This is a genomic window from Lentzea sp. NPDC004789, from assembly GCF_053601075.1.
The window spans coordinates 62,828-75,632 of sequence record NZ_JBSGBE010000016.1; the positions used below are offsets into that span (position 1 = coordinate 62,828).

The following is a 12,805-nucleotide window of genomic DNA, read 5'->3' on the forward strand; positions in this document are numbered from 1 at the left end:
CCGGTTCGACCGGCCCTCAAGGCATTGGCTTTGGGGGCCGTTTTCTTCGGAGGTTCACCGCGGCTGCCTCGGCCACCTCGGGATCGAGATCGCCGGTCAGCCGCTGGTACGCCCTGACCGGCAGATCCGGACGGGACGCCAGTGCGAGTCGCACCGACCTCTCGGTGTGCGTGGTGAGACGGAAAATGGTGACGGGCGAGGTGGCCGGGTTCTCCGCCAAGAACACGTCGGGGTGGATCATCTCGTCCTCGCACACGAGGAATGCGGAGTCGTCGTCGTCCGGAGAAGCGGTGTTCACGAGCAATTCCCCCAGGTAACGCGGCAGGCATTCCTCTCGACAACGCGTATCATCCCGAATCGCGTTCAGTAGCGGGGGTTTTGTGGCGAACGGCAGTGCGAAGCGGCGTCCCACCATCGGGATGATCACCGCGGGCCCGCTCATCGAGCTCGCGGGCGAGCAGTGGCGTGGTGTCAGCGACGGTGCGCAGCACCTCGGGTGCGACCTGCTGTGCTTCGTGGGCAACGAGCTGGACCACCCGGACCTGCACAAGCGGCGGGCGAACACGGTGTACGACCTGATCTCGCCCAACCGGATCGATGCGCTCGTCGTGTGGACCACGCGCGTGGGGCAGCTCGTCGGGTCCAAGGGCATGCACGAGTTCGTGAAGCGGTACGCGCCCATGCCGATGGTGAGTGTGGAGACGTCCCTCGCGCAGTGGCCCACCATCATGATGGACAACCGGGACGGCATGAAGCAGGCCGTCGACCACCTCGTCGAGGTGCACGGGAAGCGGCGGATCGCGTTCGTGCGAGGCCCGCAAACGCATGCGGGGGCGCAGGAGCGGTTCCAGGGGTACCTGGACTCGTTGCGCAAGCACGGGATCGCGTTCGAACCCGAGCTCGTCACCATGCCCGGCTCGTTCATCTGGGAGCCCAGCGGCGCGGCCGACGCGGTGCGCAAGATGCTCATGAGGCTGCAGGAGCCGCCGGACGCCATCGCGGCCGCGAACGACGACTACGCCATCGGGGTCGTGTCCGCGTTGGAGGAGCTGGGTTTCCGCACGCCGGAGGACATCGCGGTCGTCGGGTACGACAACCACACCAACGTTCGCACGCACGACCTCGGCTACGTCACGGCCACAGGTGACTGGCCGCCGGACCGGGTGCGGCGCGAGGTGAACATCGACGCGGCGACGCCCGCGTTCACCACCGTGCGCGCGCCGTTCCACGAGATGGGGGTCAGGGCCGCGGAACTGGCACTGGCCCTCGTCGAGGGCAGGCCGACGCTGCCGCGGCAGACCATGCCGACCGAGCTGATCGTGCGGCGGTCGTGCGGCTGCCTGCCGTCCGGGCTCGGCGACCACGCGCCCGCGCACGGCCGGTTGAACATCTCCGAGTCGGCGACCGCGGCGACCGTGGCCGACCACCTGCGCGGCTCGCTCGGGCCGCCGTCCACCACGCTGCCGGAGGGCTGGGCCGAGCAGCTCATCGTCGAGTTGATGGCGGCGGGCCGAGGGGAAGTCGAAGGCGCGGAGTTCCTGAAGCTGCTCGCCGAGTACATCCGTGCGAGTGCGCGCGCCGGGTGCGAGCCCGAACGGTGGTGGCCGCCGCTGTTCGACCTCCACCGGTTCGTGACGGCCCGGATCAGCGACGCCACGCTCGTCAACGACCTGTGGTTGCGCGTGCAGCTCCTTGTCGGCGATGCGTTCGCCACGGAGGCACGGTTCAAGTACCTCTCGCACGAGCGCCACGAGCAGACGGTGCGCGAGGCAGGGCAACGGCTCATCGCGTCACGTGACGTCGACGAGCTGACGGCCGCCCTCACCGAAGAACTCCCGCGCCTCGGCATTCCCGGCTGTCACGTCATGGCGTACGACTCCCCCGGCATGGCGCGCGCGCTCGTGCGGTACGAGGACAACCAGCTCCAGGACCACGTGAGCACGCCGTTCCCGGCCATCAACCTGACGCCGTACCCGTTCCACCGCGGCCAGCCGTTCAGCGCCATGTGCGTTCCGCTCTACACCGACGAGGACCACCTCGGGTACGCGATCTTCGAGCAGGGCCCGGAACCCGGCTGGATCTACGAGGCGGTGCAGCAACAGCTCAGCAGCGCGCTGCGGGGCATCAGGCTCATGCAGGAGCTGAAGGACGCGCGCGCACGGCTCGAAGAACGCGTCGGTGAAACGGAAGCGCAGCTGCGGCACGCGCAGAAGATGGAAGCCATCGGCAGGTTGACCGGCGGCATCGCGCACGACTTCAACAACATCCTCACCGTCGTGAACGGCAACAGCGAGATGCTGCTGCGCCGCACCCCTCAGGACGACCCGCGCCGCACGGCCATCGAGGACATCCGGCACGCCGGCGAACGGGCCGCGAACCTCACCAGGCAGCTGCTCGCGTTCACCCGCCAGCAGGTCCTGCACCCGGAGTCGCTCGACCTCAAGCACAACCTCACCAAGGTCCACTCGATGCTGCGCACGCTCGTCGGCGACCGGATCGAGCTGGAGCTGGACCTGCCGGAGAACGTGGCACGGGTGTGGGCGGACGCGGGCCAGGTCGAGCAGATCCTGTTCAACCTCGCGGTGAACTCCCGTGACGCGATGCCCGACGGCGGCAAGCTCACCATCGAGATCGCGGACGCCACGCTCGGCCCCGGCGACACCGGCCGGATCGTCGGCGTCCGGCCCGGCGAGTACGTCGTGATGCGCGTGCGGGACACGGGTGCGGGCATGGCACCGGACGTGCAGGCGCAGGTGTTCGAGCCGTACTTCACCACCAAACCGGTCGGCAAGGGCACCGGTCTCGGCCTGTCCACGGTGTTCGGCATCGTGCAGCAGTCCGGTGGCCAGATCGAGCTGATCAGCGCGCCCGGCAGGGGCACGACCATCGAGGTCTACCTGCCGGTGCCGCACGACCGCGACGGCACGCCCGAAGCGCCGTGCGCGCGCCGCACCACCTCGCACCAGGGAGCGGGCACGGTGCTCCTGGTGGAGGACGACGGCCAGGTGCGGATCATGACCCGCCGGTCGCTGGAGAGCGCGGGCTACGCGGTGATCGAGGCGAGCGACGGGCAGGAGGCGCTGCAGCTCGCCACGGCCCACCGCAGCACGATCGACCTGGTGCTGACCGACGTCGTGATGCCGAAGATGGGCGGCCCCGAGCTGGTACGGCTGCTGCGCTCGACCGGTGCCGCGCCCGCCGTCATCTACATGTCCGGCTACACGACCGACGAGGTCCTCGACGACGAGGTGCTGATCACCAAGCCGTACGTGGAGAGCGAGCTGCTCGAACGCGTGCGGGAGGCGCTGCGTCAGGACGCCTGAGCACGACGCGCGACGGCGGCGCGGACCGTCTCGTCCAGCGCCTCGATGCGGAACGGCTTCTGCAGGTAGCCCGCGACGTCGTGGCCCGCGAACCGGCGTTCCAGCAGCGTGCGGTCGTGGCCGCTGGTCAGCACGACCGGCACGGTGAGGCCCTCCCGCACCAGCTCGGCCAGCACCTCCTCGCCGGACAGGCCCGGCATGCTGTGGTCGAGCAGCATCGCGCTGATCTCCGCGCTGCGCTCGCGCAGGATCGCGATCGCCTCGGAACCGTCGCTGGCCTGCAGCACGGTGAAGCCGAGCTCTTCGAGCAGGCTGACGGTGTACCTCCGCACGGGGTCCTCGTCCTCGACCACGAGCACCAGCCCAGCTTGCGACATGCGCGTCAGTATGCCGGAAACTATTCGTGCCCTCAGCACCAGGTCGACAACTATTTCCGGTAATTCTTCACGAACTGCTCCATCAGGATGACATGGGCCATTTGGATCACACCATTGGTTGAGGGTCTGCGCTAACCTTCGCGGCACCGCTGCCGCTCCACGCTGAGAAAGAGGCACCAGGAAAGGCCAACTTCATGCGTAAAGCGACGGCAGCAGCCGCTCTGGCCGTGCTGTTCACATTGTCGTCCACACCCGCACACGCCGCCGAGGTGATTCCTTCGGACCGCGTGACGATCGACGTGGTGATGGTGAACGGTTCCGGGTGCAAGCAGGGCACCGCGGAAGTGGTCGTGGCATCGGACAACACCTCGTTCTGGGTGATCTACAGCGACTACCTGGCCCAGGCCGGTAACGGTGCCAGCCCGACGGAGATCCGCAAGAACTGCCAGCTCACCCTGCAGATCAACTCGCCGCAGGGCTACTCGTACGGCATCGCGGAAGCGGAGTACGCGGGCTACGGACACCTTGAGCGCGGCGCGACCGGGTCGCAGTCGGTGAATTACTACTTCCAGGGTCAATCGGCCACCACCACGTGGAAGCACTCGTTCACCGGACCGTTCGACGACAACTGGTCGATCACGCACCGGACCGAGTTCTCGGAGATCGTCTGGGCGCCGTGCGGTGAGAAGCGGAATCTCAACGTCAACAGCTCCCTGAAGGTGGACAAGGGAACCTCGGACGCCAATGCAAACAGTTTCCTGACGATGGACTACACGCGCGGGGAAGTGCGCACGCTGCACCACTTCTCCTGGAAGCGCTGCTGATTTCCACCCAGGCCGCCGCCTCCCTGCTCAACCGCCGCCGCCCACCCTGCGAGTTGTGTTGGAAAGGTGTCCCATGATCAACGCGGTTGCCGCTGCCCTGCTGGCCTCAGCGATCGTCATCCCGCCCGGCGCGCCGAACGACACGCCGCCGCCCGACCACATCACGATCGACATCGTCACGATCAACGGCTCGGGCTGCCCCGCGGGGACGGCAGCCGTCGCGGTCTCCGAGGACAACAAGGCGTTCACCGTCACCTACAGCGACTACCTGGCCCAGGTCGGCGTCGGTGCGAAGCCGACTGACCTGCGCAAGAACTGCCAGCTCAACCTGCGGGTCAACGTGCCGCAGGGCTTCACCTACGGCATCGCCTCAGCGGACTACAGAGGTTTCGCACACCTGGAACAGGGGGCGTACGCGGTCCAGAAGGCGAACTACTACTTCCAGGGCATGTCGCAGACCGAGCAGATCTCCCACCGGTACAACGGCCCCGTCAGCGACGACTGGCAGGCCACCGACACCACCGAGATCGCCGCCATCGTCTACTCGCCGTGCGGCGAGAAGCGGAACTTCAACATCAACACGGAGCTCCGGGTCTACGGCGGTACCTCCAACACCACCACGACCACGAGCTTCATGACGATGGACTCGACCGACGGCAGCCTCGAAACGACGTACCACTTCGCCTGGAAGCACTGCTCGTAACCACCTCCGCGCGGCTACCGCACACGCCCGATGCGTGTGCGGTAGCACATAAGTGAGCCGAGCGCCGTACCAATCCGTGTGTCCGACCGTCTGCACTCTGTGACGGGGCAGGTCGGGGCAAAGGGGCAGCAGTTATGCCAACCGCGACATACGCGCAGTACGGTGAGGGCCGGAAGGCTCACAAGGGAGGTCGGATCCTGACCGCCACGCTGCTTCCGGCCAGACGCGCCGAGGGCGCGGAGGCCGGCTCGCGCTGGTCGCTGCGCGGCGACCGCCGACAGCTCCTGATCGACCTGGGGCTGATCCTCGTCGCGCTGCTCGACGTCTGGCTGAAGTCGCAGTGGATCAAGGCGCTGCCGCCGGACCCGAACTTCCCCGCCGTCGAGCCGTACCAGGAGTGGTTCAACTGGCTCGCGGTCGCCGCGCTGGTCGGTCGCCGCCGCTTCCCGTTCGTGGTGCTGGTGCTGACCATCCCCGGCTTCTTCACCGGCTGGGCGCAGATGGCCGCGATGATCGCCCTCTACACGGTCGCGCGCCGGTACATCACCGGCTGGCAGACCGTCGTGGCCGGGGTGCTCGTGTGGTCGTGCCGCTTCATGACCTGGCCGCCGTCGGAGTTCACCAAGACCCCGATCTCCGGTCACTTCCACTCGGCGATCTACGGCTTCCTGGTGATCGGCCTCCCGATCGCGATCGCCCTGCTGGCGCACGCCCGGCAGGAGCTGGCCGACCGCATCACCGAGCTCGCCGAGTCGCGCGAACGCGAACGTGTGCTGCACGCGCACGCCATCAGGGCCGACGAACGGGCAAAGCTCGCCCGCGAGATGCACGACGTGGTGTCGCACCAGGTCAGCCTCATCGCGATGCAGGCGGGCGCGCTCCGCATGGCCGTGGCCGACGCCGAGCACAAGCAGGTCGCGGGCACCATCCGCACGTTGTCGACCCGCACTCTCGACGAGCTCCGTCAGCTCGTGTCCGTCCTGCGCACCACCGACGACAGCCAGCCGGGCGTCGACGAGCTGCCCGAGCTCGCCGCCGACGCGGGCTTCGAGGTGTCCATGCAGGTAAAGGGCCCCGTCGACGACCTGGCCGCACCGGTGGCCGGCGCGGTCTACCGGACGGTCCAGGAAGCGCTCACCAACATCCGCAAGCACGCGGCCGGGGCGAGCGCGACCGTCCTCGTGGACGCCGACGATGACGACGTGCTGGTCGAGGTGCGCAACACCGCGGGGTCGTCCTCACCCGCCCAACCGTCGCTGCCCAGCGGCGGTCACGGACTGGTGGGTCTGCGCGAGCGCGCCGCACTGCTCGGGGGCGAGTTCTCCGCGGGCCCCACCGAGGACGGCGGCTTCGTCGTGATGGCGTCGTTCCCGAGGCAGCGCGGCGGTTCGAACTAGCGGGGCCTGGACGCGAGTGAGGCGCTGATCGCCGCCGCCGCACCGAGCACACCGCACGTCAACGCGACCGACATCGTCGGCTCGTGCTTCAGCAACACGGAGATGAGCAGCCACACGGCCAGGCCGAGCCCGAACCCGAGCGGCACCGACACGATCACCGCGGCCAGTCCGGTCTGCCGCCGCCGCAACGCCCGCAGGTTCGACTCCAGGTACGCGAACGTGAAGAGCAGCAGCAACGCCGAGCCGGTGCCCATGATGCTGAGCCACGGCGTCCGGTTGGAGCCGAGCAGGAACACCCCGTCCGGCCCGTCGGTCTTCGCCGTCACCACGCCGCCGACGATCCACCGCGTCGCGCCGGGGAGCACGAAGCCCGCCGGCCCGTGCTCGGTCACGTCCGCGAGCGGAATCCCCGCCAGTGTCACGGAAAGCCGGGTGCCCACGACGTTCACGGGGTCGGCGAGGTCCTGGGTGATGACCTTGCCGGGCTGCCCGCCAGCCACGAACGGCACGACCGCCAGTGCCAGCAACGCGAACGCGGCCACCAGCCACAGCGCCCACGGCGTGGACGGCGGCTTGAGCACCGACGCGGCCGGCACCAGCGTGCTGCTGCCGCTCAGGCGCGCGGCCGGGATCGGGTCGACCAGCGTGGCCCGGATGGGCTGCTGCGTGAGCGACACGGTGTCGCGCTCGACCGGCCGCAGCGAGGGACGCGTGGACGACGCCGACACCTGCGGCGCGAGGTGCACGGGCATGCCGAGCCGGGGCAGCCAGTCCGCCCCGAACAGGTGGCCCGCCGCGCCCGCCAGGTCGATCGCGAACGTCTCGGCGTTGCGGTAGCGGGCGTCCGGGTCCCGCGCGATGCTGCGCATCACCACGCCCGCAAGGGGTTCCGGCACGTTCCGCAACGGCCGCGGGTCCTGGTACACCCGCTTCTGGATCATCGCGATCGGCCCGCCGCCGCGTTCGAACGGCAGGTCGCCGGACAGCAGCTCGTACAGCACCGTGCCGGTCGCGTAGACGTCGGCGGCGGGCGTGAGCGCGTTGCCCATCGCCTGCTCCGGCGCGATGTAGGCGGGCGTGCCGAGCACCGCGCCGCCGTGCGTCACGAGCGTCGCGCCTTCCGACACGACCTGCGAGATGCCGAAGTCGGCCACCTTCACCAGGCCGTTGGAGGTGAAGAGCAGGTTCTTCGGCTTGACGTCGAGGTGCAGCACGCCGGCCTCGTGCGCCGCGTGCAGCCCGGACAGCGTCGCCAGCACGAGCGCGCACGACTGCTGCGCGGTGAGGCCGTCGGTCGAGAACCGCGACCACACCGTGCCGCCGTCGAGCCGTTCCATCACCAGCAGGTGCTCGCCCTGCTGCCGCACGTAGTCGTAGACCGGGACGATGTGCGGGTGGTCGAGCCGGGCCAGCAACCGCGCCTCGTGCTCGAAGCGCTCGCTCATCCGCGGGTCCTCGGCCACCGCGTGCGGCAGTCGCTTGATCGCCACGGGACGCCCGAGCTGACGGTGCACGCCGCCGTAGACGACGCCCATCCCGCCCTCGCCGATCTGCTCGCCGATCGCGTACTGCGGCAGAGCGGCGACCACACTGGACAAAGTCACCGTTGAATCCTCACGGTATCCACTTCGGACGGTTGCTGTTCACCCGGATGCGGTGTCACATAGCCGAGAAGCAACGCCGCGGCGGCCGCGCCGACGATGAACGGGATCTCCGCCGTGGGCGACGGCGCCACCAACCGCAGCACCGACAACGAGATCACCGCGACGAGCCCGGTCCCGATGCCGGCCGGCAGGAACCGCATGGCCCGCTGCCAGCGGTTCGGGGGCAGCCGGCGGCGCGCCAGGGCGATCAGGGCACCGGCCCACGACAACCCCGTCAGCACCAGCACTCCCAGCCCGAACGCCCCGTACACCGACCAGAGCGAGCCTCGCACGTCCCCGGTCGTCTCCACCGACGCGATCGTTTCCCGTTGCTGATCAATGACCTCAACCGTGACCGGAAGGAGACCGAGCGCCTGCGTGCCCAGGTCCGACGGCTCCAGCGGGAACGAGCGGCTCTGCTCCGAGTGCGGCGCCACGTCGAACGGAACCGTTGTGTCGTAGGCGAAGAAGGTCAACGCGAGCGCCGTCCCGCTGATCCGCACGGTCTTCACGTGCTGCGGCGTGTTCGTGTTGTTGCGGACCGTGACGGCCACCTTGGCGGTCTTCGCCGGGTCGAGCACGAGGGTTCCTACGCCAACCGGCCTACCGTCCACATCGGCCTCCAGCAGAACGGACCCGTCCTGTGCGGAGGCCGTTGACGGCAGCAGCATAATTCCGCACCACAGCAGTAAACCTGCACCGGCCAAGCGACGTCTCACTAGCGCACCTTAGGTTCTGATCCGGGGAGAGGGAATGCGGTCTTCAGACTTACTCGTGGCTGTTGCAGCCGGTGTTACGGTGCTGAGCGCCACACCGGCGGCAGCCCAGACGACCACGCCGGTACCGCCGGCCGTGGTGACCGCGGCGCCGCAGCCTGCCACAGCGGGCGGCAACATCACCATCTCCTGGAACAACTTCCGGCCGTGTCGCATCGTCGGCCCCATCACCTTCACGCTGGACGGCGCGCAGGTCGCCTCGGCGGCCTCGGCCGCGAGCGGGTCGGTCGGGGCGACCGTGCCCGCGAGCACGACCGCCGGGTCGCACACCATCGACGCGTACAACAGCTGCAACAAGGTGTCCACGGGGCTGCGCGTCGTCGTGCCGCCGCCGCCCACCACGACCCAGCCGCCCGTCACGCAGCCGCCGGTGACGAACCCTCCGGTGACCAAGCCGCCCGTGACGCGCCCGCCGGTCACGACCACGACCACTCCCCCGGTGACCACCACGACCACGGACACGCCGTCGTCGTCCTCGCAGACCCCGTCCTCGGCCACCACCTCGTCCGACCCCGGTGACGGCGTGCTGGTCCTGGACAAGGACAACATCCAGCCCGGCGAGGACCTGACCGCGACCGGCACGGGCTGCCCGAACGGTGCCGACGTGACCCTGCGCTCGCTCGGTGAGGAGGTCGGCAAGACCACCGCGAACGACAGGGGCGAGTTCACGTCGCCGGTGAGGTTCGCGAACATCGAGCCCGGACGGCACGTCGTGCGCGCGGAGTGCGGCATCGTGCTCGTCGGCAACGTGGACGTGACGCTGTCCAGCTCGTCCGGCGGCACGACCAGCACCCTCGTGATCCTGCTGTTCTTCCTGCTGATCGGCGCCGCAATGCTGCGCCGCCAGTTCACCGGCCTGCGCCGCTAGCCGCACGCGGGGCCCTTTCGTACTCCAGGAGAGTACGAAAGCTCCCCGCGTGCACTCGACAACGCGAAAAAGACACGCGAAAGGCCCCCTCGCGGCGAGGGGGCCTTTCGCGTTGAAGCTGTTGATCTGTGTGACCGAGCCAGGTCTACGGCTCTTCGCGCTGGCGGCGCAGCTTGGCGAGAGCCTCTTCGAGGATCGCCTCGCCGTCCGCGTCGGAGCGCCGCTCCTTCACGTACGCAAGGTGCGTCTTGTACGGCTCGTTGCGCGGAGGCGCGGGTGGCGTCTGCTCGTCCCGCCCTGCCGGCAGGCCGCAACGCGGGCAGTCCCAGTTCTCCGGAATCTCCGCGTCGACCGCGAAAGATGGCCGGGACTCGTGACCGTTCGCGCACCAGTACGACACCCGACGGCGGGGCGCGGACTCGCCGCGCTCCGACTCACCCATCGGGCCTGCGCCGACGCGGGTACCGCGAATCGCGTTACCACCGGACATCGACCGTTACACCCCCACCAAGTGGTTACCCCAAGCCCCGAAGGGCTTCTGCCGCTGAACGGAGATCAGCTGCCCGCGCCGGGCAGCTTGATCAGCAGTCCGATGCCCACGATCGCGATGACCCAGACCGCGCCGACGAACAGCGTCAGACGGTCGAGGTTCTTCTCCACGACGGAGGAACCGGACAGACTCGACTGCATGCCGCCGCCGAACAGCGAAGAAAGGCCGCCACCACGACCGCGGTGCAGCAGCACGAGCAGCACCAGCAGCACGCTGGAGACGATCAACAGGATCTGCAGGAACAGGACCATTTCTTCCTCACTGACAGGCAGCCGACGCCATAGAGTACCTGTTCGACTGCCGAACGTGTGCAACCACTTGGGTGTGCGGGTTTATTCAGATCAACTTAGGGTAGAGGTCCGCCCGCGGCCAGGGCGCACAGCTTGGTGAATTCGTCCGCCTGAAGGCTCGCGCCGCCCACGAGAGCGCCGTCGATGTCCTTCTGCTGAATCAGTTCACCGATGTTCGACGACTTCACCGAACCGCCGTAAAGCACCCGGACCACGGCCGCGGTCTCCTCGCCGTACTTCTCCGCCACGAACGAGCGGACCAGCGAGCACACCTCCTGCGCGTCGGCCGAGGAGGCGGTGCGGCCCGTGCCGATGGCCCAGACCGGCTCGTAGGCGAACACGATCTTGGCGACCTGCTCGGCCGTGAAGCCCTTGAGCCCGTCCTCCAGCTGCTGGCGCACCAGCTCCAGGTGGCCCTTGGCCTCGCGGGTCTCCAGCTTCTCGCCGAAGCAGAAGATCGGGGTGACCTCGACCTTCAGCGCCGCCTTGATCTTGGCGTTGACCAGCGCGTCCGTCTCACCGTGGTACTCGCGGCGCTCGGAGTGCCCGACCACCACGTAGTGGCAGCCGAGCTTGGCGAGCATCGGGCCGGAGACCTCACCGGTGTAGGCACCGGAGTCGTGCTGCGAGATGTCCTGCGCGCCGTACTTGATCAGCAGCTTGTCGCCGTCGACCAGCGTCTGGATGCTGCGGATGTCGACGAACGGCGGGAGAACGGCCACCTCGACCTTGGCGAAGTACTTCTCCGGCAGGGAGAAGGCGATCTTCTGCACGAGGCCGATCGCTTCGAGGTGGTTGAGGTTCATCTTCCAGTTGCCCGCGATCAGCGGGAGCCGGGCTGCCATCAGGACTCCAAAACGCTGATGCCGGGGAGTTCCTTGCCTTCGAGGAACTCCAGGGAGGCACCGCCGCCCGTGGAAATGTGCGAGAAACCGTCCTCGGGCAGACCCAGCGCGCGCACCGCGGCCGCCGAGTCGCCACCGCCGACGACGGTGAACGCCTCGGACTTCACGAGGGCCTCGGCGACGGCACGGGTGCCGCCGGCGTAGGTCTCGATCTCGAAGACGCCCATCGGGCCGTTCCAGAACACGGTCTTCGCGTCGGCGAGCTTCGACGTGAACAGCTCACGCGACTTGGGCCCGATGTCGAGGCCCATCTTGTCCGCGGGGATCGCGTCGGTGCCGACGACCTCGTGCTCCGGGGAGCCGAACTCGGCCGTGACCAGCACGTCGACCGGCAGCACGAGCTCGACGCCGCGCTTCTCGGCCTCCGCGAGGAAACCGCGCACCTGGTCGAGCTGGTCTTCCTGCAGCAGCGACGTGCCGACCTCGTGGCCCTGGGCCTTGAGGAACGTGTACGCCATGCCGCCGCCGATCAGCAGCTTGTCGACCTTGGTCAGCAGGTTCGCGATGACACCGAGCTTGTCGGACACCTTCGCGCCGCCGAGCACCACGACGTACGGGCGCTCCAGGTCGTCGGTGAGCTTGCGCAGCACGCCCAGCTCGGTCTCCACGAGACCGCCGACGTACGCGGGCAGCTTCTTCGCCACGTCGTAGACCGAGGCCTGCTTGCGGTGCACGACACCGAAGCCGTCGGACACGAACGCGTCCGCGAAGGCCGCCAGCTCCTCGGCGAGGGCAGCGCGCTCGGCGTCGTCCTTCGAGGTCTCGCGGGCGTCGAAGCGGACGTTCTCCAGCATCACGACGCCACCGTCGGTGAGCGCCTCGACGACGGCCTTGGCGGATTCGCCGACCAGGTCGTTCGCGAGCGCCACCTCGGAGCCGAGCAGCTCACCGAGGCGAGCGGCGGCCGGGGCCAGGGAGAACTTGGGGTCCGGCTCGCCCTTGGGGCGGCCGAGGTGAGCGGTGACGATCACGCGGGCACCCGCGTCGGCGAGGGCCTTGATCGTCGGCACCGACGCGCGCACGCGGCCGTCGTCGGTGATCTTGTCTCCGTCGAGGGGGACGTTCAGGTCGGCGCGCACCAGGACGCGCCGACCCGCGACACCCTCCGCGAGCAGGTCGCTGAGAGTCTTCACTGACTTTCCGTTCCCG

General features: G+C 68.8%; 13 protein-coding genes. 5 read left to right on the forward strand and 8 right to left on the reverse strand.

The window, feature by feature from the left end:
* Positions 1-16 precede the first annotated feature (16 nt).
* Positions 17-427, reverse strand: coding sequence for a hypothetical protein (locus ACWEIJ_RS31260; RefSeq protein ID WP_449840838.1), 411 nt, complete (start codon positions 425-427; stop codon positions 17-19).
* Here ACWEIJ_RS31260 and ACWEIJ_RS31265 point away from each other — a divergent pair.
* Complete coding sequence (locus ACWEIJ_RS31265; RefSeq protein ID WP_449840839.1) at positions 420-3,323, forward strand: substrate-binding domain-containing protein; 2,904 nt, start codon at positions 420-422, stop codon at positions 3,321-3,323. The two genes, ACWEIJ_RS31260 and ACWEIJ_RS31265, sit on opposite strands and share 8 nt — an antisense overlap.
* Here ACWEIJ_RS31265 and ACWEIJ_RS31270 read toward each other — a convergent pair.
* Positions 3,311-3,700 carry a response regulator gene (locus ACWEIJ_RS31270; protein WP_449840840.1) on the reverse strand — a complete coding sequence of 130 codons (390 nt, stop codon included), beginning with the start codon at positions 3,698-3,700 and terminating at the stop codon, positions 3,311-3,313. The two genes, ACWEIJ_RS31265 and ACWEIJ_RS31270, sit on opposite strands and share 13 nt — an antisense overlap.
* A gap of 194 nt (positions 3,701-3,894) precedes the next feature.
* Between ACWEIJ_RS31270 and ACWEIJ_RS31275 the strand changes: the two genes are divergently transcribed.
* The 3 genes from ACWEIJ_RS31275 to ACWEIJ_RS31285 all read left to right on the forward strand — a co-directional run bounded on the left by ACWEIJ_RS31275 (position 3,895) and on the right by ACWEIJ_RS31285 (position 6,624).
* Positions 3,895-4,524, forward strand: coding sequence for a DUF4360 domain-containing protein (locus ACWEIJ_RS31275; protein WP_449840841.1), 630 nt, complete (start codon positions 3,895-3,897; stop codon positions 4,522-4,524).
* Positions 4,525-4,597: 73 nt separating this feature from the next.
* Complete coding sequence (locus ACWEIJ_RS31280) at positions 4,598-5,227, forward strand: DUF4360 domain-containing protein (protein WP_449840842.1); 630 nt, start codon at positions 4,598-4,600, stop codon at positions 5,225-5,227.
* A 134-nt stretch (positions 5,228-5,361) separates the two neighbouring features.
* A complete protein-coding gene (locus ACWEIJ_RS31285; protein WP_449840843.1) occupies positions 5,362-6,624 on the forward strand; it encodes a sensor histidine kinase in 1,263 nt (420 codons plus the stop codon).
* Here ACWEIJ_RS31285 and ACWEIJ_RS31290 read toward each other — a convergent pair.
* Together ACWEIJ_RS31290 and ACWEIJ_RS31295 are read right to left on the reverse strand one after the other, a co-directional pair.
* On the reverse strand, positions 6,621-8,228 hold the full coding sequence (locus ACWEIJ_RS31290) for a serine/threonine-protein kinase (RefSeq protein WP_449840844.1): 1,608 nt from the start codon (positions 8,226-8,228) through the stop codon (positions 6,621-6,623). The genes ACWEIJ_RS31285 and ACWEIJ_RS31290 overlap by 4 nt on opposite strands.
* Positions 8,225-8,986: a hypothetical protein gene (locus ACWEIJ_RS31295; protein ID WP_449840845.1), complete on the reverse strand. Its 762-nt coding sequence runs from the start codon at positions 8,984-8,986 to the stop codon at positions 8,225-8,227. The genes ACWEIJ_RS31290 and ACWEIJ_RS31295 overlap by 4 nt, the downstream gene beginning before the upstream one ends.
* A 79-nt stretch (positions 8,987-9,065) precedes the next feature.
* On the opposite strand from ACWEIJ_RS31295, the gene ACWEIJ_RS31300 reads away from it, so the two are divergent.
* Positions 9,066-9,911 (forward strand): hypothetical protein, encoded by an 846-nt coding sequence (locus tag ACWEIJ_RS31300; RefSeq protein ID WP_449840846.1) that lies wholly within the window; start codon positions 9,066-9,068, stop codon positions 9,909-9,911.
* A gap of 145 nt (positions 9,912-10,056) precedes the next feature.
* Here ACWEIJ_RS31300 and ACWEIJ_RS31305 read toward each other — a convergent pair whose 3' ends face one another.
* From ACWEIJ_RS31305 to ACWEIJ_RS31320, 4 genes are all read right to left on the reverse strand, one after another.
* Positions 10,057-10,401 (reverse strand): RNA polymerase-binding protein RbpA, encoded by a 345-nt coding sequence (locus ACWEIJ_RS31305; RefSeq protein WP_053738343.1) that lies wholly within the window; start codon positions 10,399-10,401, stop codon positions 10,057-10,059.
* Between the two features lie 65 nt (positions 10,402-10,466).
* The gene (gene secG / locus ACWEIJ_RS31310; RefSeq protein WP_355447351.1) at positions 10,467-10,712 is read right to left on the reverse strand and encodes a preprotein translocase subunit SecG; all 246 of its coding nucleotides are present in this window, start codon (positions 10,710-10,712) and stop codon (positions 10,467-10,469) included.
* Between the two features lie 95 nt (positions 10,713-10,807).
* Positions 10,808-11,596 (reverse strand): triose-phosphate isomerase, encoded by a 789-nt coding sequence (tpiA, locus tag ACWEIJ_RS31315; protein WP_449840847.1) that lies wholly within the window; start codon positions 11,594-11,596, stop codon positions 10,808-10,810.
* Positions 11,596-12,789 (reverse strand): phosphoglycerate kinase, encoded by a 1,194-nt coding sequence (locus ACWEIJ_RS31320; protein WP_449840848.1) that lies wholly within the window; start codon positions 12,787-12,789, stop codon positions 11,596-11,598. The genes tpiA and ACWEIJ_RS31320 overlap by 1 nt, the downstream gene beginning before the upstream one ends.
* Positions 12,790-12,805: the final 16 nt, after the last annotated feature.

Bases quoted from the DNA above. Each gene is read 5' to 3' on its own strand.
- secG (WP_355447351.1), bottom strand. From the start codon at position 10,712: ATGGTCCTGTTCCTGCAGATCCTGTTGATCGTCTCCAGCGTGCTGCTG.
- ACWEIJ_RS31285 (WP_449840843.1), top strand. From the start codon at position 5,362: ATGCCAACCGCGACATACGCGCAGTACGGTGAGGGCCGGAAGGCTCAC.
- tpiA (WP_449840847.1), bottom strand. From the start codon at position 11,596: ATGGCAGCCCGGCTCCCGCTGATCGCGGGCAACTGGAAGATGAACCTC.
- ACWEIJ_RS31265 (WP_449840839.1), top strand. From the start codon at position 420: ATGATCACCGCGGGCCCGCTCATCGAGCTCGCGGGCGAGCAGTGGCGT.
- ACWEIJ_RS31270 (WP_449840840.1), bottom strand. From the start codon at position 3,700: ATGTCGCAAGCTGGGCTGGTGCTCGTGGTCGAGGACGAGGACCCCGTG.
- ACWEIJ_RS31275 (WP_449840841.1), top strand. From the start codon at position 3,895: ATGCGTAAAGCGACGGCAGCAGCCGCTCTGGCCGTGCTGTTCACATTG.
- ACWEIJ_RS31305 (WP_053738343.1), bottom strand. From the start codon at position 10,401: ATGTCCGGTGGTAACGCGATTCGCGGTACCCGCGTCGGCGCAGGCCCG.
- ACWEIJ_RS31280 (WP_449840842.1), top strand. From the start codon at position 4,598: ATGATCAACGCGGTTGCCGCTGCCCTGCTGGCCTCAGCGATCGTCATC.